Consider the following 22063-nt stretch of genomic DNA (forward strand, 5'->3'; position numbering starts at 1 on the left):
CTCAGGCCAGCTGCCGCCGCACCAGCTCGTGCAGCCGCCCGCCCGTGTCCGCCAACAGCTCGGCGGGCGGGCCCTGTTGAGCGACCCGGCCGTTCTCCATCACGATGACACGGTCCGCGTCCAGCACCGTCGACAGCCGGTGCGCGATCACCACCCGGGTGGCGTTCAGCGCCTTGGTGCTCTCGATCACCGTGCGCTGCGTCGCGTTGTCCAGGGCGCTGGTCGCCTCGTCGAAGAAGAGGATGCGGGGCCGTCGTATCAACGCCTGCGCGATCATGAGGCGTTGGCGCTGGCCCCCCGAGATCGCGCCGCTGCCCGCGACGAGCGTGTGCAGTCCCATCGGCATCCGCCGGATGTCCTCGGCGAGACCCGCCATCTCGGCCGCCTCCATCGCCTCCTCCGGCGTGTACGCCTCGGTGCCGCAGATGCAGTCGAGGACCGAGCCCGTGAAGGGCTGCGCGTGCTGGAGCACCACACCGCACTGCCGCCGCACCGCGGACTGGTCCAGGGCCGCCAGATCCTGGCCGTCGTACAGCACGCCGCCCGACACCGGCCGGTCGAAGCCGATCAGCAGCCGCAGCAGGGTGGACTTGCCGCAGCCGCTCGGACCGACGATCGCCACGAACTCTCCCGGCCGGACCGCGAACGACACGTCGTCCAGGACGAGCGGGCCGTCCTCGGCGTAGCGGAACGACAGCCGCCGCGCCTCGATCCCGCCCGACAGCACACCGGGACGCGTACTCGCCCCGCGCACCTCGGGCGTCGCGTCGAGCACCGGCCTGATCTCCTCGAACATCGGCAGCGCGGCCACCGCGGACACGAGCGCCCCGGTGATCTGGGCGACCGACGTCAGCAGCATCGTCACCGACGTGTTGAAGGTGAGGAAGTCCGCCGCCGACAGCGAGCCGCGCGCCGGACCCGCGAGCAGCATGAACATCAGCAGGGAGCACAGCGGCAGATAGACCGAACCCATCACCGTCGTCAGGTTCTTGACCCGGCCGACCTGCTGCTGGAGCTCACGGCTGCGGGCGAAGGAGCCCGCCCAGGCCGCGTACGCGTAGTTCTCGGCCGCCGCCACCCGCAGCTTGGGCAGCCCGCGCAGTGTCTGGAAGGCCTGGTTGTTCAGCTTGTTGCCCAGCACCACCAGGCGGCGCTGCCCACGCACCTGCCACAGTCCGAGCCCGAGGAACACGGCGGCGACGACGAGCAGCATGCCCATCGCGGCCAGCGCCATGGGCACGCTGTACCAGAACAGCAGACCCAGGTTCATCGCGCCGACCGTACCCGCCTGCGCGAGCGTGGGACCGACCCCCGCGAGCAGTCTGCGGATCGCGCTCACGCCCATCGCCGCGCTCGCGAGCTCACCGGTCGAGCGCTCGGCGAAGAACGAGGTGGGAAGCCTCAGCAGCCGGTCCCACACGGCCGGTTGGAGACTCGCCTCGATCCGGCCCTCCATCCGCAGCAGGGTGAGGTTCTGAAGCAGCATGAACGCCGCCGACACCACGCTCGTGACCATGAGCGCGAGACAGACCTGCACGATCAGCCCGTGCTCGGCGCGCGGGACGTAACTGCCGAGCACCCTCCCGGTCGCGACCGGCACCAGCGCGCCGATCGCCACGGTCACCAGAGAGCTGATCGCGAGGTTCCGCAGATCCCCGCCCGTGCCCGCGAGGGCGAACCGCAGCAGCCGCAGTGGGCTCAGCCCGCGCTCGGGCAGCGGGCGGTAGAACATCACGGCCCGCGGCTCGAACTCGGAGGCGTTGGCCTTCTCCACCGGGGTCTCCCGCCCGGACGACGGCTGTACGGCGACATAGCCGCCCCGCCGCCACAGCAGCGCCACCGGCGCACCGGACACCGCCCGGCTGCCGACCAGCGGACCGATGTCGTCCCGCCACCAGCGTCCGTCCAGCCGCACGGCGCGGGTGCGCAGCCGTGAGGCGAGCGCGATCCGTTCGACGGGGTCGAGCCGCTCGCTCTCGGTGCTGTCGCCCGCCCGCTCCGCGAGCGTGATCCCCGCCGCGCGGGCGACCAGCTCGCAGGCCGCGTAGGTGGCGTCCGTGTCCGCCGCGGTCGGGCGCTTCGACGCCGTTCTCCCGATCGAGGCGAGCAGCGTCCGGTCGGCCTGGGCCCGGACGGCCTCACCCGCCTTGATACCGGCCGCCGCACGGTCCTCGTGGCCGGCCTCCAGCTCCTCGATCCAGCGGTCGAGCATGGACAGCAGCCGGTACTGCTGGTCGACCATGCCCTGCCAGACCCCGGAGTCCATCAGCAGGTCGGCCGCCGCCTCGGCCCCGTACAGCGAGCCGTACTGCACGCTCCTGGGCGGGACCTGCATCCAGAACACGTCCTCGTCGGTGGGCGCGGCGGCGTGCTCCGTGGCCGTCGGCGCCTGGAAGAGGACGGACAGGCCGCGTCCGGCACCGAGCGCGAGGGCGTGCTCCAGGGGGCTCGACACCGGCGGCACGAACTGCGGGTTGCCGTAGGCGTCGTACGACCAGGTCGCCGTGTCCGCCTGCTGGTGGAGCTCGCGCAGCCCGATCCGGCGCAGCTCGCAGCCGCGCAACGGACGGCCCACCAGCGTGTGCTGAGGACCCGGCACCGGGCCGAGCAGCAGGGAACCGGCTTCGAGCCTGCCGAGGTGGTGCCAGTGACCCTGGCGGGCCGCGTCGACCGCGAACAGGTCCATGGCACCCGCGACGACCAGCCACAGGACCTGCGGGCCCTCCAGATCGAGGCGGCTCAGTCCCGCGCCGCCGACCGGGGTGCCCATGCCGCCGAGCGCGCCGAGCACCGCGTCCTGCTCGTGGACGCCCTCGTGAACCGTCGTCATCTCAACGCTCCCTGACCAGACCGGCGTACGGACCGCCGGCCGCCACCAGTGCCTCGTGCCGCCCGCGTTCCACGATCGCGCCGTGTTCGAGCACGACGATCTCGTCGCTGTCCCGGACGGTGCTGAGCCGGTGGGCGATCACCACACAGGCACAGCCGCGCCGGCGCAGGTTGTCCATGACGGTCTGCTCCGTCTCCGCGTCCAGGGCGCTGGTGACCTCGTCGAGCACCAGGATGCTGGGCCTGCGCACCAACGCCCGCGCAATCTCCAGGCGTTGCCGCTGACCGCCGGAGAAGTTCCGTCCGTCCTGCTCGACGCGGCTGTGGATCCCGCCGGGACGGCGCGTGACGACGTCGTACAGGGCCGCGTCCTGGAGGGCGGCGGTCACCGCGTCGTCGGGGATCGACGGATCCCACAGCGCCACGTTGTCGCGGACCGTCCCCTCGAAGAGGAACACGTCCTGGTCCACGAACGACACGGAGGAGGCGAGCGCTCCGCGCGGGATGTCCTCAAGGCGGCGGCCGTCGATCCGGATGGTGCCCTCCCACGGTGTGTACAGGCCCGAGATGAGCCGGGACACCGTCGACTTGCCGCTGCCCGAACCGCCGACGAGGGCGACCTGCTGACCCGGGCCGACCGTCAGCGAGAACCCCGTGAGCAGCGGCTCGTCGAGCGGGCTGTAGCCGAACGTGATGTTCTCCAGCTCGACATGACCCCGCAGCCGCCGGGTCGACTCGCCCGTGCCCGAGCGGGCGTAGAGCGGATCGGCGCGGAAGTTCTCCACGTCCTTGAGCCGCGCCACGTCGGCCGCGAAGTCCTGGATGCGGCCGGCCACGCCGTTGAGCCGGGTCACCGGCGCGGTGAAACGGGTGACGAGCGCCTGGAAGGCGACGAGCAGACCCACCGAGACCTGGCCGTCGACCGCGCGCAGACCGCCGATCCACAGGATCAGCGCGCTGTTGAGCATCGCCAGGGTCGGGGCGACGACGCCGAGCCACGCGCTCGGCACACCGAGGCGCTGCTGCTCCTCCAGCGTGGTGGCGTGCTGGCCGGCCCACTTGCGGAAGTAGCCGTCCTCGCCGCCGGTGGCCTTCATCGTCTCGATCAACTGGAGCCCGGTGTAGGCGGTGTTGGTCAGCCGGGCGGTGTCGGCGCGGAGCTTGGCCGTGCGGGTGGCGCGCAGCCGGACGACCACGCGCATCGCCACCACGTTGAGCAGCGCGACACCGATGCCGACGGCCGTCAGCTGCGGGTCGTACGTGTAGAGCAGCACGGCGTACAGAACGACGACGACCGCGTCCACACCCGCGGCGGCCAGGTCGCGCGCCAGGGTCTCGGCCACAGCGTCGTTCGACTGGAGCCGCTGCACGAGGTCGGCCGGGCTGCGCTGGGAGAAGAAGGTGACCGGCAGCCGCAGCAGATGCCGCAGGAACCGGGCGCTGGAGAGCGTCGAGGAGATGATGCGGCCGCGCAGCAGGTTCGCCTGCTGGAGCCACGTCAGCACCACCGTCAGCAGCACGGAGGCGCCCATCGACGCGAACAGCACACCGAGGAGCGAACTCCGACCGCCGATCAGGTACTGGTCGATGAACGTGCGGCTCAGCGCGGGCACGGCCGCGCCGACCGCGACCAGCAGCAGACTCGCCAGCACGGCTGCGGGCATCGTGCCCGAAGTGCCGCGCAGCCGGGCCGGCATGGCGCCCAGCACTCCCGGTCTGCGGCCTCCCTTGCGGAACCCGGCTCCGGGTTCCATGACGAGGACGACTCCGGTGAAGCTGGAGTCGAAGTCCTCCATCGGCACGAAACGGCGTCCCTTGCCGGGGTCGTTGATGTGCACGCCCCGGCGTCCGAAGCGGCGGCCCATGCCGTCGTACACGACGTAGTGGTTGAACTCCCAGAACAGGATCGCGGGCCCCCGCACCTCGGCGAGCGCGGCCGTGTCCATCTGCATGCCCTTGGCGGTCAGACCGTAACCCCGCGCCGCCTTCAGCAGGTTGCTCGCGCGCGAACCGTCCCGCGAGACACCGCACGCGATGCGCAGTTCTTCGAGCGGGACGTGCCGGCCGTGATGGCCGAGCACCATGGCGAGGGACGCGGCACCGCACTCCACGGCCTCCATCTGGAGCACGGTGGGGGTGCGCACGCTCCCGACCCGGGTCCTGGGCACGCTGCGCCGGGCCGGTGCGGCGGCGCGGCGTCTGCCGCGGGTCTCCGGTGCGGGGCTCACGGCAGGAGCCAGTCGACGGGGCGCTGACCGGCCAGGCGGACCGAGGCCGTCGCCGAGGTCATGGAGTCAGGGGCGTAGGGCGGCCCGTCGGCGGACGACCACTTCAGTCCGCTGGGCGATGCGGAGGACCGGTCGAGCCGGACCAGGACGGCGACCGGCCTGCCCTTCCGGCTGAACTGCTCGCCCAGTTGGGCGTCACCGAGGTAGGCGGCTATCTGCTGCCGGGTCTGCACGGTGCGGCCCACCGCTTTCACATGGCCGCGCAGCACTCCGTACCGCTGGGCCGGCACCGACTGGACGGTGAGGTCGACGGCGGCGTCCGCGGGGATGGCGACGGCGCTCGCGGCGGGGACGTAGACGGTCGCGTACAGGGGGTCGTCGGCGTGGGCGACCTTCTCCACGGCGGCCACGTTCGCGCCGGTCGAGATGATCGCGCCGATCGCGGCGGCCAGGGCGGTGACACGGCCCGCGGCGACCGTGCGCACGACGGCGATCTCACCTCGCGCCGTACGCACCTTCAGTACGGGCGCGTTCGCGGGGAGCCGTTCGCCCTCCTTCGCGAGGACCGCGGTGACCTGTCCGGCGACCGGGCTCTGGAGGATGTAACTGCCCTCGGCGTGGGTGAGGACGGCGGGCGCGTCGACGGTGGACGTGACGGTGCCCGTCACGGCCCATACGGAGGCGGCGGCCATGGCGAGGACCGTCACGGCCAGGACGAGCCGGCCCTGCGGGCGGGCGAAGCGGACCGGAAGGTCGAGTTCCTCGGGCGACCGCAGTCGGGCGAGGGCCTGCTGGCGGAACTGCACGGGTTGCTTCTCACCTGTTCGGGGGGCTCGCGGCACCCGAGAGTCCCGGAACCTGTGGGGCGGTTCCGGGACTCTCGGCGGCTTGAAACGCGATCAGAGACCGGCGACCAGGCCGGTGACCGGGGCGGTGTTCAGGCCGGTCACACCCTCGACGGTGCCGATGGCCGTGCCCACGACGCCGGAGACCGGGGCAACGCCGTCCACCAGGCCGGTGACGGTGCCGACGGCGTTCAGCGAGAGGCCGCCGGAGACGTTGTCGAGGTCGGCGTCGGAGATCTCGGCGGTCTCGACACGGGGGGTGGAGTTCATGATGGAACTTCCCTTCATATGGATATTCACAAGGGGGGAGAGCGGCCCCCTCTGGGGGACAGACGACGGCCGCCACCGCAGGGCGCGGCGCCCGTTCCCGGGAACGGTGCCGTGACCTGTGCGATGCCACGGATCAAAGCACGGCCGCGGGGCGCCCTTCCAATCAACCAGGGCCCTCACCTGCGGATTTGTGCTCCATGAGCGGGGAAGCGTGCAGGGGCGCACACTCCTTTGCGGCCACTTCTTCACATGCTGCGCCGCATCGGTTCACCGGAACCCTTGCCACGGCCGCGCCGAAGGGGGCGGCCGCGTCCCAGGGGCGTGCGGGGGGCGCGCGACTGTGCAGATCCCCCGTCCGAGGTGACCCCGGTGGGCATGGGCTGTGCAGATTCCCTGAATCCGGGATTCCGTCGCCGCCCGTCGACGGAGTGTCTCCGGGTGGTCGCGCTCCGTGTCCTCCCGGGGTGCGTGGCCGTCGTCCAGTCGGGGATCGCGTGCACCGCGTCCGCCCGCGCGGCGATCTCCGCCGAACCCCGCTCCGCGAGTGAAATGCCCCGGTTGTCTCCGCAATCGATGTCTTTGGCGAGTCCAACTCCCGCAATTTGCAATGGCAGTTGAACACCCCGGGCGACACACGCGTATCAACGGGCAAGCAGGCGCCCCCCAGTCAGCTGCCGGACGCGGCACCGTCCCCGTCCCCAGGAGGTCAAGAGTTGAGTCACAAACGGATACCCAAGCGCAAGGCCGCCATCGCGGTAGGAGGCGTCGCGGCGCTCGGAGCGGCGGCTCTGCTGCTGCCCAACGCCAACGCGTCGCAGTCGAACGGGGAAGCCGCCACTCCGAGAACCTTCAAGGCGAACGACGTCTCGAACGTCGCCTCCATGCTGGCCAACCAGCTAGGCGACACCTTCGCCGGCTCGTACTACGACGCGCAGGCGAAGCAGCTCGTGGTGAACGTCGTCGGTAACAACAGCAACGCCGTCGACCAGATCGAGAAGGCCGGCGCGGTCGCCCACCAGGTGCAGAACAGCACCGCCGCGCTCGCGGCCGCCGCCAAGACGCTCAAGGCCGACGCGACGGTCCCGGGCACGGCGTGGTCCGTGGACCCGAAGACCAACGAGATCCGCGTGACCGCGGACTCCACGGTCACCGGCGACAAGTGGAACACCGTGCAGTCGACCGTCAAGAACCTCGGTTCGGGCGTGGCGACCCTCTCGAAGTCCGCGGGAACCCTCAAGCCCTTCGTTGACGGCGGCGACGCCATCTTCGGCGGCAACGTGCGCTGTTCGCTCGGCTTCAACGTCACCGCGGGCGACGGAACCCCCGCCTTCCTCACCGCGGGCCACTGCGGTGTCGCCGCCGCCAAGTGGTCGGACTCGCAGACCGGCGCGTCCATCGCCACCGTCGACCAGGCCACCTTCCCCGGGGCCGGCGACTTCTCCCTCGTCAAGTACGACGACCCGGCCACGCAGACGAACAGCGCCGTCAACGTCGGCAACGGGCAGAGCGTCCAGATCAACCAGGCCGTGGAAGCGGCGGTCGGCCAGCAGGTCTTCCGGATGGGCAGCACCACGGGTCTGCACAACGGCAATGTGACCGGTCTCAACGCCACCGTGAACTACCCGGAGGGCACGGTCACCGGCCTCATCCAGACGGACGTGTGCGCCGAGGCCGGCGACAGCGGCGGCTCGCTGTTCACCCAGGACGGCGGCGCGGTCGGCCTGACCTCCGGCGGCAGCGGCGACTGCACGGCCGGCGGCGAGACCTTCTTCCAGCCCGTCACCACCGCGCTGGCCGCGGTCGGCGCGACGCTGGGCGCCGGGGACGCCGGCGCCGCGGGCGGCGCGGCCGACCCCAGCGCGAGCGCGGCGGACCCGGGCGCGGTCGACCCCAGCGCGAGCGCCGCCGACCCGGGCGCGGTCGACCCGGGCGCGAGCGCGGCGGACCCGGGAACCGGTGCCGTGGCGGACCCGAGCGCGAGCGCCGGTGACGCGGCGGGCGCCGGCGACCAGGCGGGCGCGGGACAGAGCGGTTCGAACCACCGGCACAGGAAGCACCACATGTCCGGCGCGGCCGCCCAGCAGTCGGCCGCCGCCTCGGGCGATGGCTCGGGCCTCGTGTCCACGCCGTGAAGCCGGTGAACCCGGCGATCAAGAACCACTGACCGGCCAACGGAACAGGGAATTCCGGCCGACGGTGGACAGGTCCGGCCCTCCGGCGGGAGGGCCGGACCGCCCTTTGTACGGACCCGGTGGCGCCGGCACGGCTCCCGGTCCCGCGGCCGCGGGACCGGGAGCCGTGCCGGTACGGTCCCGATATGGCGGGTCCCCGCCGCCGGTAAGGTCCCGATCCCGCGGCCGCGGGTCGTCCCCGCCGCCGGTACGGTCCGGTCCCGCCGCTACGGTCCGGATCCCGCTCGTACGGTCCCGGTCGCGCTCACAGGGGCGCGGTCCCGCCGAGCGGCCGGGCCCGCAGCAGAAGCAGCGCCACATCGTCGGGCCGCTCCTGCGCGGCGTCCTCGCCCCGCTGGAGCAGCGTGTCGGCCAGCTCGTCCAGCGGCTGGTGCCCGCTCGCGGCCAGCCGGCGCGCGAGATCGGCGAGCGCGTCCTCGATGTCGACACCGGGGGTCTCGATCAGGCCGTCGGTGTACAGGGCGAGCACGGACCCGGGGACCAGCGGCACCTCGGTCGTCGGATAGACGGCGTGGGCGTCGATCCCCAGCAGCGGCCCTCCGGCCAGGTCGAGCACCTTCACCTTGCCGTCGGGACGCAGCAGCAGCGGCGGCGGATGCCCCGCACGGGCCATCACGGCGACATGGCGCGCCGGGTCCAGGCGCAGATACAGACAGCTGGCGAACAGCTCGGTGCCCAGGTCGATGAGCAGCCGGTTGGTGCTCCCCATCACCTCCTCCGGCGCCTGGCCGACCGCCGTGTACGCGCGGACCGCGGTACGGATCTGCCCCATCAGCCCCGCCGCCGTCACGTTGTGCCCCTGCACGTCCCCGATCACGGCAGCCGCCCGGCCGTTGGAGGACACCAGGTCGTAGAAGTCCCCGCCGATGTCCATGCCCTGGGTCGCCGGCAGATAGCGGGCCGCCGCCTCGATCGAGGCCAGCGGCGGCAGCGAGGCCGGCAGCAGCGCCGCCTGGAGGCCCTGCGCGAGCTGGAGCTTGGCGTCGTAGAGCAGGGCGCGCTCCAGTGCCTGGGCGATCAGCCCGCTCAGACTGGTCAGCACCGCCCGCTCGTCGGCCGCGAAGTGGTGGGACTGCGCGTACCCGAGGACACACGTGCCCACCGGCCGCCCGGAGGCGACCAGCGGCAGATACGCCCACGCGCCCATGCCGTCCGGGGTCGCGTTCCGCGACGGGTACAGCCGCTCCAGCTGCTCGCGCGAGTCGAAGAACGCGGGCACACCCGTGTTCAGTGCCTGGGTCCCCGGGGTCGGCTCGCTCAGCGGCAGCCCGTTGAAGCGCTCCACGATGTGCGCGTCGGGGTACCCGCGGTGCCCCAGTACGTGCATCCGCCCGGCCCGGCTGGCGAGCACGACCAGGGACTGGCTCCCGACGGCGGGCGAGATCTCGTCCGCCACCAGCTGCACCACGTCCTGCACGCCCGCCGCCTCCGTCAGCGCGCTCGCCAGACTCAGCACGTGGGAGATCGTCACCAGGCGCGGGCTGCCGTCGCGCCGCTGCGGTCCCGCCCGCGTCATCTCGGACACCGGCCTGGCCCGCGAGATCCGCACGCTCAGTCCGCTCGTACTCGGATACAGCCGGAACGACAGCCAGTCACCCGGAGGGCGCAGCGCGACGAAGGAGGTCACGTGCTGGCTGATCAGCGCCGCCCGGTAGCGGTCCTCGTAGACCGGGTCGTTCAGCCAGGGCACGGCCGCCCACAGCTGGGTGCCCAGGAGACGGCTGACGGGCACGCCGAGCAGTTCCGCCGTCGCCGCGTTCGCGAAACCGACCCGCCCGTGCAGATCGAGTGAGCACAGCCCGTACGGCAGCCGCCCCACCATCCGCGCGGCCTCCACCGTGCCCAGCGTCCCGCCGGGCTCCGCCGCGGACGGCGTGAGCAGGTCGGGCTCGGGATGCAGCGGGCGGTTCTCCGCGGCGGCCCGTTCCAGGCGCAGCGCGAGCCGGTCGCAGGCCGCGCCGAGGCGTTCGCGCTCCCGGTCGGAGAGGTCCGGCGGATGCGAGCCGGGCCAGGTGACATAGGCGGCGCCGTACACGGTGGTCGCCGTGGCCACCGGAAGCGCGGCCAGGGCGAAGGGGTAGGGGAGCACCACCGCGATCCGGGGATACCTGCGGGCCATCTCCTGCTCGCCGCCCACCCAGACCAGCCGCCGGTTTCGTACCGCCTCGGCGACCGGGATCGGCGCGTTGAGCCCCACCCGTTCCCAGGGAGCGGCGAAGGCGCGCGGCAGTCCCGCCGAGACCGCCATCTCCAGTACGGGTTCGCGGGAGGCCAGCAGATAGACGGCTCCCGAGTGCGCGTGCACGTCGTCCAGCATCGAGGCCAGTGTCAGCGACAGCAGCGGACGTCCCACGGGGGCCGGCCGGCCCGCCGGCGCCTGCTGCGCGGTCTCCTGCCCGTCGGACACGGCGACCACCTCCTCGCGGGGCCGTCCAACAGCTCCGCACCTCCAGGGGACAAGGCTCCTCCCTGGAGGCCGATCGCGCACGGCGAACCGGCCCGGGCCCGGGGCCTTCGCTCCCTGCCCCGGCCGGCCGGGGCACGAGCCGTCTCCCGCCACCGTGAGGGGACGGTGGGAAACGTGGGAATCACGACGGATTCGATTTCGTTCGATCGGCCGTCCCGCACGGGCTGCACCGCAGGCCCGACGCGTTCGGAATGGTCACAGGGGCTGCGCCCGAGCCCGGGAAGCGCTGTAATGACGGCGTGGTCAGTGAGGGTGCTGCGGAACGCGGAACGAGAACGTCGCGTGCCGAACTTGCCCTGAAGACGCTCACCGCGGATCTCGACCCACGCGAACGGCTGCACCGCCTGCTCGAACAGGCACTCGTCTTCACCGGTGCGACCGTGGCCGCCGTGTACTCACCCAGTGTGAGTGGCGGCGAACTGCATCTGGCCGAGTCCGCGGGGGTGCCCAGGACGCTGTACGGGCTCCGCGACAGCTACCCCCTGTCCGGCGGCTCCCCGGCCGCCGAGGCCCTGCGCACCGGCCTGCCCTGCTGGCTCGGCCCCGAGCGGCTCGCCCACTGCGCCGACGCCCGGCGGCTGTCCTCGCAGGACTTCACGCTGGCCGTGCTGCCCCTGCGGGACCGCACCGGCTGCCTGGTCGCCGTCAGCGAGAACCCCGACGGATTCGGCGACGAGGACCGGGCCTGCCTCGGACTGCTCGTCGAGGCCGTCGTCTGTCCCCCGGCGCCGCCGCCCGACGACACGGCGGCCCTGCCCGCCAGTTCGTTCAGCCTCTCCATGGACACCGGACACGTCGAGGTCGACCACGAGGTGCTCGAACTGTTCGGACTGTCCCCCACCGCGTTCGACGGCAAGGTCGAGACCCTGCTGTCCATGGCGGTCCCCGAGGACCTTCCGGCACTGATGTCCGCGGTGGAGCCGGACCACCTGTCCGTCGGCGACCGCGAGCTGGAGTTCCGCATCCTCCAGCCGTCCGGCGGACACAGGTGGCTCCGGCTGCGTGCCCGGCTGCTGCCCTCGGCGGAGGGCCGTCCCGGACGGCTCGTGGGCACGGTCTTCGACGCCTCCAAGCTGCGCTCGGGCCTCAGCGACGTGGGGCGCGTCCAGCGGCTCGCCGCCGCCCTCGCCACCGCCGGCACCGTCCGCGACGTCGGCCAGGCCGTCGTCGCTGCCCTGCGCAAACCCCTCCAGGCCGACCGGATCGCCGTCGCCGAACTGGAGGGCGACCGCCTCGTCGTCACCCTCCTGGACCCCCCTCAGCCGGAGTTCTGGCCGGAGCTGTGGCGCAGCGAATGGCGCTCGGAGTGGCCCGACGCCCCCGTCCGCGCCATGCCCACGCTCGCCGCGGCCCTGAACGAGGGCAGGCCCGCCATCTGGCCCGCGGGCGCGGACCTGGAACCCGCGCTCTCCGAGGTCGGCCCCGGCGGCCTCGCCGTCCTGCCGCTGCCCGCGGGCGGACGCATGGCGGGCGCCTGCCTGATCGGCTGGGACACCCCGCACGAGTTCGCCCCCGAGGAGCGGGCCCTGCTCACCGCCTCCGCCGGACTCGCCGGACAGGCGCTGGTGCGCGCCCACGCCTTCGACGCCGAGCACGAACTGATCAGCATGCTCCAGCGGACCCTGCTCCCGCGCAGGCTTCCCCGGCTGCCCGGCGCGGTCGCCGTCGCCCGCTATCTGCCCACCACCTCCGGCCTCGACGTCGGCGGCGACTGGTACGACGTCATCCCGCTGCCCGACAACCACGTGGCCCTCGTCATCGGCGACGTCCAGGGACACAACGCCTCGGCCGCCACCGTCATGGGCCAGATGCGCACCGCCCTGCGCGCCTACGCCGTCGAGGGCCACCCGCCGGACGTGGTGGTCTCGCACGCCAACCGGCTCCTGCTCGACCTGGAGACGGACCTCTTCGCCACCTGCTGCTATGTCGACATCGACATGGAGGAGGGGTCCGCCTGGTATGTGCGCGCCGGACACATCCCGCCCGTGCTGCGCCACCCGGACGGCCGTACCGAGGTCCCCGAGTCGGAGCCCGGGCCGCCCCTCGGCGTCATCCGGCAGACCGACTTCCCGATGAGCCCGCTGCGGCTCCGGCCCGGCACCATCGTCGCGCTGACCACCGACGGCCTGGTCGAGTCCGTCGAGCTCGACATCGAGGACGGCCTGAAACGCCTCGCCGAGGGCCTGGCGGGATCCGACCCCGCCGAGCTCGGGCTCGTCGCCGACGAACTGCTCACCAGCGCCAACCGCAGCGACGACGTGGCGCTCCTACTGATGCGCTACGACGGCATGGAGGTCCTGCCGCTCCGCGAGAGCTGGACCGTCTGGCGGGTCCCCGAGGCCGTCCGGCACGCCCGCCGCTACACCCGGCGCGCCCTGCGCAGCTGGGGCGTCACCGAGTACACGGACGCCGCCCTGCTCATCGTCTCCGAGCTCGTCACCAACGCCCTGGTGCACACCGACGGCCAGGTCAGGCTCGACCTCACCCTCCTGAACCACCGCCTGCGCATCGCGGTCGCCGACAACTCGCCCCGCACACCGATCAAGCCCACCAGCATCGGCTGGGAGGCCACCGGGGGCCGGGGGGTCCTGCTCGTCGAGGCGATGTCGGCGACCTGGGGCACCGTGCCGGTGAGCGGCGGCAAGCAGGTCTGGAGCGAGATCGCGCTCGACTGACGAGGTGAAAGCGCCGTGCGTCTGCTGATCATGTCCGACACCCACCTGCCCAAGCGGGCCCGGGAACTCCCCGCCGCGCTCCTCGACGAGCTGCCGTCGGCCGACGTCGTCGTCCACGCCGGGGACTGGGTGGACACCGCCACCCTCGACCTCCTCGAGGCCCGCTCCCGACGGCTGGTCGGGGTGTACGGCAACAACGACGGCCCCGCCCTGCGAGCGCGCCTCCCCGAGATCGCCCGCGCCGAACTCGGCGGCCTGCGCCTCGGCGTCGTCCACGAGACCGGCGCCGCGCAGGGCCGTGAACAGCGCTGCGCCCGGCGCTTCCCCGACCTCGACGTCCTCGTGTTCGGACACAGCCACATCCCCTGGGACAGCACCGCGCCCACCGGCCTGCGGCTGCTCAACCCCGGCTCGCCGACGGACCGCCGCCGCGAGCCGCACCACACGTACATGACGGCGACGGTGACCGGGGACGGCGGGCTCACCGAGGTGACCCTGCACCGGCTGCCCCCGCGCACGGGCTGACGCGGCCACCCGCCCCGGGGTCCGTGCCCGGCGGGTCAGCGGGGATGGATCGTCCCGCTCCGCGAGGTCAGAGGTGCTCCGCTGCCGCCCCGGCGCACGGCGACGATCTCCGCCGCGACGGACACGGCCACCTCCTCCGGCGTACGGGCTCCGAGGTCGAGGCCGACGGGGGAGCGCAGCCGGGACAGCCCGCTCTCCGGCACGCCGGCCTCGCGCAGCCGCTCCAGGCGGTCCTCGTGCGTGCGGCGGCTGCCCATCGCCCCGATGTACGCGGCCGGGCGGCGCAGCGCCTCCTCCAGCAGGGGTACGTCGAACTTGGGGTCGTGGGTCAGGACGCAGACCACCGTGTGCTCGTCGGTCGTCGTGCCGCTCAGATAGCGGTGCGGCCAGTCCACGACGACCTCCACGTCCCCCGGGAACCGCCTCGGGGCGGCGAAGTCGGGGCGGGCGTCGCACACCGTGACGCGGTAGCCGAGGAAGGCGCCGACGCGGGCCACGGCGGCCGCGTAGTCGACCGCGCCGAAGATCAGCATGCGCGGCGGCGGCGCGAAGGAGTGCAGGAAGACGGTGACGTCGTCCGCGCACCGTTCGCCGCCGGGACCGTAGTGCCGCTGCCCGGTGAAGCCCCGTGCCGCCCCGCCGCACACGTCCGCCACGACCGCCCGATCCACCCCGGCCACCCCGAGCGAACCGAACACCGCGCACCCGGGGCCGTCCGCGCCGGTACCGCCTGCCGGGCCGTCCGTGCCAGTGCCTGTGCCCTCTGCCGGGCCGTCCGTGCCTGTGGCGTCCGCCGGGCCGTCCGTGCCGGTGCCGGATCCCTCTGCCGGGCCGTCCACGTCGGAGCCGCCCGCCGGGCCGTCCGCGTCGGAGCCGCCCGCCGGGCCGTCCGCGTCGGAGCCGCCCGCCGGGCCGTCCGTGCCGGTGCCGTCTGCCGCGCCGTCCCCGTCGGACCCGCCGCCCGCAGGGCAGGGCAGAGCGCCGAACGGGGCCGCTGCCCGGACCGCAGGGGGCACTCGCTCGTCCCCGGACCCGTCCGCGCGGGGCCGTACGGCCAGTGCCGCCCCCCGTGGGGCCGGGCCGTCGAGGACCGTCGCCAGCGTCACCGGACGGCCCGTCGCCACGGACCGGGCCACCGCCGGGATGGTCCGGTCATCGGAGGCCGACACCCGGCGGACCAGCACGGTGATCTCTCCGCCGCAGGTCAGCCCCACGGCGAAGGCGTCCTCGGCGCTGTACCCGAACGTCTCCAGACGGGCCTCGCCCGAGGAGATCACCTCGCGGGCCAGTTCGAGGACCGCTCCCTCGACGCAGCCACCGGACACACTGCCCACGACCTCGCCGCCCGGACCCACCGCCATGGCCGCGCCCGGGTCCCGGGGCGCGCTGCCGCCGACCGCCACCACCGTGGCCAGCCCGAAGGGCGATCCGGCCGCGTACCACCCGTGCAGCGCGGGGAGGATGTCACGCATCGTCCGCTCCTCTCGCCGTCGGGCAGCGCCCAGCGAGCATCCGGTCACCTTCGAGGACCAGGATCCGGTCACCTTCAAGGATCCGCCCCGCGGCGAGGTTTCGTTGAGCGTTAATGCGTTGCCTTCCCGGGCGGCCCACTGCTGCACTGAGGGGACGTGTCCACCCGGGATCGAGGAGCAGCTCATGCGCGCACCGTTCATGTCCACCCAGGAAGGAATCCCTCTCGTCTCGAAGGACATGACACCCGGTGCACATGCTCAACCTCGGAATCCTGGCGCACGTAGACGCCGGTAAGACAAGCCTGACCGAACGGCTGCTGTACACGGCCGGGGTCATCGACGAGATCGGCAGCGTCGACGACGGGAACACCCGGACCGATTTCCTCGCACTGGAGCGGCAGCGCGGCATCACGATCAAGTCCGCCGTCGTCTCCTTCGCGGTCGGCGACCTCACGGTGAACCTGATCGACACCCCCGGTCACCCGGACTTCATCGCCGAGGTGGAACGGGTCCTCGGTGTGCTCGACGGCGTGGTCCTGGTCGTGTCGGCCGTGGAGGGCGTCCAGGCGCAGACCCGCGTGCTGATGCGGACGCTCCAGCGGCTGCGCATTCCCACGCTGATCTTCGTGAACAAGATCGACCGCCGCGGAGCCCGGCACGAGGAGGTCCTGGCGAAGATCTCCGAGCGCCTCACCCCGGCGATCGTTCCGATGGGCGAGCCCGCCGAACGGGGCACGCCCGCCGCGTACTTCGCCCCCTACTCCGCCGACCGGCTGCGCCCGCGTCTGCTCGACCCGCTCGCCGCGCACGACGAGGAACTGCTGGCCGCGTACGTCGAGGGCGGCGTGCCGGACGAACGCCTGCGCACCGCGCTCGTGGGGCAGACCGGACGGGCCCTGGTGCACCCGGTGTTCTTCGGATCGGCCACGACGGGCGCGGGCGTCACCGAACTGGTCGACGGAATCAGGGAGTTGCTGCCCCCGGCACGGGCGGACGCCGATGAACCGGTGTCGGCCACCGTCTTCAAGGTCGAGCGGGGAGCGGCCGGGGAGAAGATCGCGTACGCGCGGATGTTCTCGGGGACCCTGCGGACCCGTGACCGGATCACCCTGCGCGACGGGGAGGAGGGGAAGGTCACCGCGATCAGTGTCTTCGACCAGGGGTCGGCGAGCCGCGAGGCGTCCGTGACGGCCGGACGCATCGGCAAGCTGTGGGGGCTCGCCACCGTCCGGATCGGCGACACCCTCGGCCAACCGCGGCCCTGGCCGGGGACCGGCGGCATCAACGGCGAACCATGGCCCCGGCCGGGAACCGGCGACACCCTGGGCCAACCGCGGCCCCGGCCGGGCACCGGCGACCCCCTCGGCGAACCGTGGCCCTCGTCGGCGGGCGGGCACCACTTCGCCCCGCCGACCCTGGAGACCGTCGTCTCGCCCGGCCGTCCCGCCGACCGGGGCGCGCTGCACACGGCGCTCACCCAACTCGCCGAGCAGGACCCGCTGATCGGCCTCAGGCACGACGCATCGCGCGGCGAGATCTCCGTGTCGCTCTACGGCGAGGTGCAGAAGGAGGTTCTCCAGGCGACCCTCGCCGACGAGTACGGCATCGACGTCCACTTCCGGGGGACGACCCCGCTGTGCGTCGAACGGCCCCAGGGCACGGGGGCGTCGGTCGAGTTCAACAAGAAGGACGGGAATCCCTTCCTCGCCACCGTCGGACTGCGGATCGACCCGGCGCCGGTCGGCTCCGGTGTGGAGTTCCGGCTGGAGGCCGAACTCGGATCGATGCCGTACGCGTTCTTCAAGGCGGTCGAGGACACCGTCGAGGAGACCCTGGGGCAGGGGCTGCACGGGTGGCGGGTCACCGACTGCGTCGTCACGATGACGCACTCGGGCTACTCACCCCGCCAGAGCCATGCCCACCAGAAATTCGACAAGAGCATGTCCAGCACGGGCGCCGACTTCAGGGGGCTGACCCCGCTGGTGCTGATCGCGGCACTGCGCGAGGCCGGCAGCCGGGTGTACGAGCCGATGCACCGCTTCCGGCTGGAGGCGCCCGCGGACACGCTCGGCGCCGTACTGCCGGTGCTGGCCCGGCAGCGAGCCGTGCCGCGGTCCACACGGATCGACGGGTCCTCGTGTGTGCTGGAGGGGGTGCTGCCGGTGGCGCGGGCGCATGACCTGGAGCAGCAACTGCCAGGGCTGACGCGGGGGGAGGGCGAGCTGGAGTGCGCCTTCGACCACTACGCGCCCGTGGCGCACGGAGCGGTCCCGGACCGTCCGCGGACCGATCCGAACCCGCTGGACCGCAAGGAGTACCTGCTGAACCTGACCCGCAGGGTCGGCGGGTGAGGCGCGGGCCGCACCGGCGCCTCACCCGCCGCCGGCCGAGCCCGCGGCACCGCGAGCGAGGGCGGTGAAACGAGAAACTTACTCAGGAGTCAGAGGTGTTGACGCCTCCCGGAGGCGGCAGGACTGTTGTGTACATGACGAAGTTACGTGCGCGTCTGCTCGGCGTCCTCGTACTCCTCACCGGATTCCTCACGGCGGCGGGCACCCGGCCCGCCGCCGCGGACGGACTCCCCGACTCCCTCTGGTTCGACCAGCCGGCGGCCGCCGCCCTCACGGTCGCGAACGGCCGCCTCACGGACGGCCTCGGCCGCGAGGTCGTCCTGCGCGGCTACAACGTCTCCGGCGAGACCAAGCTGGAGGAGAACGGCGGACTGCCCTTCTCCTCGGTCGCCGACGCGGTGAAGTCCGCGACCGCGCTGCGGGCCCTCGGCGGCGGCAACTCCGTGCGCTTCCTGCTCTCCTGGGCGCACGCCGAACCGGTGCGCGGCCAGGTCGACACCGCCTATCTCGCCGCGGCCACCGACCAGATGCGGGCCTTCCTCGACGCGGGAATCCGTGTCCTCCCCGACTTCCACCAGGACCTCTACTCCCGGTACCTGTTCAACACGGGCAGCTGGTACTCCGGCGACGGCGCCCCCAAGTGGGCCGTGACCGCCGGCGCTTACCCCCAGGAGTCCTGCGGCATCTGTCTCTTCTGGGGCCAGAACATCACCCAGAACAACGCCGTCAAGGCGGCACAGTACGACTTCTGGCACAACTCCTACGGGCTCCAGGACGCCTTCCTGGCCACGGCCCAGGCCGGCATGACGTACATCGCCCAGCACCTCACCCCCGCCGAGTTCGCGGGAGTCACCGGCTTCGACCCGTACAACGAGCCCTACGCGGGCAGTTACGACTCGGGCCAGACCAGCCGCACCTGGGAACGCGACCTGCTCTGGCCGTTCTACGGGAGGTTCCGGGCCCGCATGGACGCGGCCGGCTGGCAGGACAAGCCCGCCTTCGTGGAACCGAACCTCTTCTGGAACGCCAACATCGGTTCCCAGAAGCAGGAGGGCGGACTGCTCGACGCGGGCACGCTCGGCCCGCGCTATGTCTTCAACACCCACTTCTACGACCAGAAGGCCATCTCGGGCGTTCTCATGTGGGGAAAGGCGGGAGACGGCCAGTACACCGGCGACTTCGGGACGGTGCGGGACCGGGCCGGCGCCGCCGGGACGGCGGCCCTCGTCTCCGAGTTCGGCCACCCGCTCTCCGGCACGGTCTCGGACAAGGCCCCCACCGTCGACAAGGCGATGTACCAGGCCCTCGACTCCCGTCTCACCGGCGCCGGTTGGTGGTCCGGGGCGGCCGCGTCCGGACCGGTCCTGTCAGGCACCCAGTGGCAGTGGGACCTCTACAGCGGCCGCCACCGCGAGCTGATGAACGACAACCCCGGCAAGGTCCTGACCACGGGCGACGCCTGGAACGACGAGGACATGTCCGCCGTGCGCCTCGACGACTCGGGCACGCCCGTACTGCGCCAGGACGCCAGGCTCCTCGACCGCCTCTATCCCTCGGCCACCGCGGGCTCCGCCCTCGCCTTCACCTACGAGGACCGCTCCCGCGACGGCTCCGCCACGCTGACCTGGAACCCGATTCCCTCGACCCTGCCCCAGGTCTCCCAGCTGGTCGGAACGGGGCAGTACGGCCTGCTCGTGTGGCGCTCCGGCAGCGGCACCGCCCCGACGGAACTCCATCTGCCGGCCTCCTTCCCCACGGCGGCCACGACGGTGGTGTCCGACCTCGGAGCGACGCTCTCCCCGCCCGCCTACACCACGGCCACGCCCGTCGCCGTGGCTCCCGAACCGGGCGGCACCGGAAGCCGCCGCCTCCTGCTCACCGCGTCCGGCTCGGGAACCGTGCACTACGCGCTGGTCACGAACGGGGCGAGCGCCCCGTCCACCGCGCTGCTGAACGGGGCCCGGGCGGAACTCGCCGCCTGGGCCGCCGCCCGCTTTGGCTGAGAGACCGTCAGTTTGCGCTCGGTCCCGTCCAGTTCGCCTGCACATGGCCGAGCCGGACCCGCTGGGGGTGGTCGCCGACCGGCACCGACACCGTCTTCAGTCCCGTCTCGAAGTCGATGGCGGTGACCTGGTCGGCGCCGCTCTCGGAGACGACACAGTCCTTGCCGTCACCGCTCACGGTCGCCCAGTACGGCTTGGAGGCGGGGACCAGCGGTCCTTCCTGGAGGGTCGCGCGGTCCACGACCGTCGCGTAGTCGTCCATCGTCCCCGCGACGCACAGCTTGGTGCCGGAGGGGTTCATCGAAATGCCGTGGTGGCGCGAGTCGTTGACCCAGGTCGTGCGGTCGCTGCTGGTGGCGGGGTTCTTCGGGAGGGTCTTCACCCGGGTGATCCGGTCGGTGGCCACGTCGTACTCCAGGAAGCCGTTGAAGAACGACACCTGGAAGTACAGCTTGGACTCGTCCGGCGAGAAGACCGCGGGGCGGACGGCGTCGGAGAAGTCCCTGAGGCCGATCGCGTCGAGGCGCTGACGCATGTCGATCACCTTGACCTGCTTGAAGGTGGCCGCGTCGACGACCGTGATCTTCCGGTCGCCCTTCGTCCAGTCCAGCCAGGGGTCGTCGAGAGCGGTGGTGACGTCACCGATCGCCATGTTCCAGATGTACTTGCCGTCGTGGGTGAAGATGTTCTCGTGCGGCTTGTCACCGGTGGCGAAGGATCCGAGCTGCGCGCCGGTCGTGATGTCGAGCACGTGCACGGTGTTCGCGGTGGAGGCCGACACCGCCACCCGGGTCCCGTCGGGCGACACGGCCATGTGGTCGGAGCGGTAACCCGCCACGGGGAAACGCCAGTTGATGCGGCCGGTGGCGAGGTCGATCGACACGACGTCGGCGAAGCTCGGCCGCGAGACCACCACCGACCTGCCGTCCGGTGTGGAGTACATGTCGTCGACGAACTGGTCGTGTCCCTCGCCGACGCCATTGCGGATGCCCATGAAGTAGGCCCACTTGATGGGGTCGGCGTTGATCGCGGCGAGCCGCTCGGCCTTGTCCGGGATGACGTCGATCCGGCCGACCTTCGCGAAGTCGCCTGAGGACCTGATGACGTCCGCCGTCCCTTCCCAGTTGTTGCCGACGAACATCACCTCCCGCAGATCGGTGGCCTGCGCCTGCGCGCCGACGGCGGAGGCGGCGGTCGCCGTACCGCCGAGGGTGAGCGTCAGGGCGGCGGCGAGCGTGCAGAGGTGTCTGACTCCGTGGACGGACATGAGCAGGTCCCTGTCGTAGTGGGGGAGTGCGGGTGGCGGCACGGTGGACCAGGAGCGTGCTGTGCTGTGCGCGAGACGCGCGAATGGCAAGAGCATGACAAGCGGCAATCTGAACACGCCCGCTTTCAAAGTGCACTTACTGGAAAGTAAGGACTCGGGGAGCCTCTTCACAAGGGGCGGTGCGGGAGAAAATCGCCGAAGGGGCGAACATCGGTTCGTGCAGGCGTCCAGGGGAGGTGCGCGTGGCGGGCAGACTCAGACAGCCCACCGGGCGGTACGGCGGCAGGACGGCCGAGGAGCGGCGGGCGGAGCGCCGCCGCCGCTTTCTCGACGCCGGGCTCGAGCTGTTCGGAGCCGGCCCCGGGTACCGCTCCACGACGGTGGCGGCCCTCAGCGAGACGGCGGGACTGTCCACGCGCCAGTTCTACGAGGAGTTCCGCGGCCTCGAAGACGTACTGGCGGCCCTCCACCTCCAGGTGAACGACTGGGCCGAGCAAGCCGCCCTGGCCGCGCTGGCCGAGGCGCGCGACCTTCCGCTCGCGGAGCGTGCCACCGCGCTCTTCCGCGCCTACGCGGCGAACGTGACGAGCGATCCGCGCCGCATCCGGATCACCTTCGTCGAGATCATCGGCGTGAGCGCCCGGCTGGAGGAGCAGCGGCTGGCACGCCGTGCCCGCTGGGTGGAGTTCATCTGCGGCGAGGCGGCGGGTGCCGTCGCCCGCCGGGAGGCGGCGCCGCGCGACTACCGGCTGGCCGCCACCGCCTTCATCGGCAGCGTGAACGGACTGCTGCACGACTGGAACGCCGGCTGGGTCGACGCGACCCTGGACGAGGTGGTGGAGGAGCTGGTCCGCCAGCTGCTCGGGATCCTGCGTCCCGCCGGCTGGGGCGCGGGCGGGGCCGCGAACCCGTAGGCCCCGGGAAGGACGGGACCCCGGG

Annotated in this window: 13 protein-coding genes; 6 read left to right on the plus strand and 7 right to left on the minus strand. The window is 72.5% G+C overall.

Annotated elements, in window-relative coordinates:
- Position 1: 1 nt before the first annotated feature.
- From WJM95_RS29670 to WJM95_RS29685, 4 genes are all read right to left on the minus strand, one after another.
- Positions 2-2830, minus strand: a complete 2829-nt coding sequence (locus WJM95_RS29670; RefSeq protein ID WP_339133267.1) for an NHLP bacteriocin export ABC transporter permease/ATPase subunit — start codon at positions 2828-2830, stop codon at positions 2-4.
- 1 nt (position 2831) lies between these two features.
- Entirely contained in the window at positions 2832-5057 is a 2226-nt protein-coding gene (locus WJM95_RS29675; RefSeq protein WP_339133269.1) for an NHLP family bacteriocin export ABC transporter peptidase/permease/ATPase subunit, read from the minus strand.
- Positions 5054-5863, minus strand: a complete 810-nt coding sequence (locus WJM95_RS29680) for an HlyD family efflux transporter periplasmic adaptor subunit (protein ID WP_339133271.1) — start codon at positions 5861-5863, stop codon at positions 5054-5056. Before WJM95_RS29680 ends, WJM95_RS29675 begins: the two co-directional genes overlap by 4 nt.
- Before the next feature lie 93 nt (positions 5864-5956).
- On the minus strand, positions 5957-6172 hold the full coding sequence (locus tag WJM95_RS29685) for a type A2 lantipeptide (RefSeq protein ID WP_151467086.1): 216 nt from the start codon (positions 6170-6172) through the stop codon (positions 5957-5959).
- A gap of 713 nt (positions 6173-6885) precedes the next feature.
- On the opposite strand from WJM95_RS29685, the gene WJM95_RS29690 reads away from it, so the two are divergent.
- Positions 6886-8304: a S1 family peptidase gene (locus WJM95_RS29690; protein ID WP_339133277.1), complete on the plus strand. Its 1419-nt coding sequence runs from the start codon at positions 6886-6888 to the stop codon at positions 8302-8304.
- A 304-nt stretch (positions 8305-8608) separates the two neighbouring features.
- Here the strand turns inward: WJM95_RS29690 and WJM95_RS29695 are convergent, their stop codons facing one another.
- Positions 8609-10771 carry a SpoIIE family protein phosphatase gene (locus tag WJM95_RS29695; protein ID WP_339133279.1) on the minus strand — a complete coding sequence of 721 codons (2163 nt, stop codon included), beginning with the start codon at positions 10769-10771 and terminating at the stop codon, positions 8609-8611.
- A 299-nt stretch (positions 10772-11070) separates the two neighbouring features.
- Between WJM95_RS29695 and WJM95_RS29700 the strand changes: the two genes are divergently transcribed.
- Together WJM95_RS29700 and WJM95_RS29705 are read left to right on the plus strand one after the other, a co-directional pair.
- Positions 11071-13506 (plus strand): SpoIIE family protein phosphatase, encoded by a 2436-nt coding sequence (locus WJM95_RS29700; protein ID WP_339133281.1) that lies wholly within the window; start codon positions 11071-11073, stop codon positions 13504-13506.
- A 15-nt stretch (positions 13507-13521) separates the two neighbouring features.
- Positions 13522-14031, plus strand: a complete 510-nt coding sequence (locus tag WJM95_RS29705; protein ID WP_339133283.1) for a metallophosphoesterase — start codon at positions 13522-13524, stop codon at positions 14029-14031.
- A gap of 35 nt (positions 14032-14066) precedes the next feature.
- On the opposite strand, the gene WJM95_RS29710 is transcribed toward WJM95_RS29705, so the two are convergent.
- A complete protein-coding gene (locus tag WJM95_RS29710; RefSeq protein WP_339133285.1) occupies positions 14067-15503 on the minus strand; it encodes an XdhC family protein in 1437 nt (478 codons plus the stop codon).
- Between the two features lie 254 nt (positions 15504-15757).
- Between WJM95_RS29710 and WJM95_RS29715 the strand changes: the two genes are divergently transcribed.
- A complete protein-coding gene (locus WJM95_RS29715; protein ID WP_339133287.1) occupies positions 15758-17854 on the plus strand; it encodes a translation factor GTPase family protein in 2097 nt (698 codons plus the stop codon).
- Between the two features lie 134 nt (positions 17855-17988).
- Positions 17989-19857 carry an endoglycosylceramidase gene (locus WJM95_RS29720; protein ID WP_339133289.1) on the plus strand — a complete coding sequence of 623 codons (1869 nt, stop codon included), beginning with the start codon at positions 17989-17991 and terminating at the stop codon, positions 19855-19857.
- A 7-nt stretch (positions 19858-19864) separates the two neighbouring features.
- On the opposite strand, the gene WJM95_RS29725 is transcribed toward WJM95_RS29720, so the two are convergent.
- The gene (locus tag WJM95_RS29725; RefSeq protein ID WP_339135932.1) at positions 19865-21124 is read right to left on the minus strand and encodes a YncE family protein; all 1260 of its coding nucleotides are present in this window, start codon (positions 21122-21124) and stop codon (positions 19865-19867) included.
- Positions 21125-21366: 242 nt separating this feature from the next.
- Here WJM95_RS29725 and WJM95_RS29730 point away from each other — a divergent pair, with 242 nt between their 5' ends.
- On the plus strand, positions 21367-22038 hold the full coding sequence (locus WJM95_RS29730; protein WP_339133291.1) for a TetR/AcrR family transcriptional regulator: 672 nt from the start codon (positions 21367-21369) through the stop codon (positions 22036-22038).
- Positions 22039-22063 lie beyond the last annotated feature (25 nt).

The organism is Streptomyces sp. f51, from assembly GCF_037940415.1.
Classification (GTDB): domain Bacteria; phylum Actinomycetota; class Actinomycetes; order Streptomycetales; family Streptomycetaceae; genus Streptomyces.

Excerpts from the sequence above, each read along its gene's own strand:
- WJM95_RS29715 (WP_339133287.1), top strand. The coding sequence starts at position 15,758 with ATGCTCAACCTCGGAATCCTGGCGCACGTAGACGCCGGTAAGACAAGC.
- WJM95_RS29720 (WP_339133289.1), top strand. The coding sequence starts at position 17,989 with ATGACGAAGTTACGTGCGCGTCTGCTCGGCGTCCTCGTACTCCTCACC.
- WJM95_RS29685 (WP_151467086.1), bottom strand. The coding sequence starts at position 6,172 with ATGAACTCCACCCCCCGTGTCGAGACCGCCGAGATCTCCGACGCCGAC.
- WJM95_RS29725 (WP_339135932.1), bottom strand. The coding sequence starts at position 21,124 with ATGTCCGTCCACGGAGTCAGACACCTCTGCACGCTCGCCGCCGCCCTG.
- WJM95_RS29710 (WP_339133285.1), bottom strand. The coding sequence starts at position 15,503 with ATGCGTGACATCCTCCCCGCGCTGCACGGGTGGTACGCGGCCGGATCG.
- WJM95_RS29670 (WP_339133267.1), bottom strand. The coding sequence starts at position 2,830 with ATGACGACGGTTCACGAGGGCGTCCACGAGCAGGACGCGGTGCTCGGC.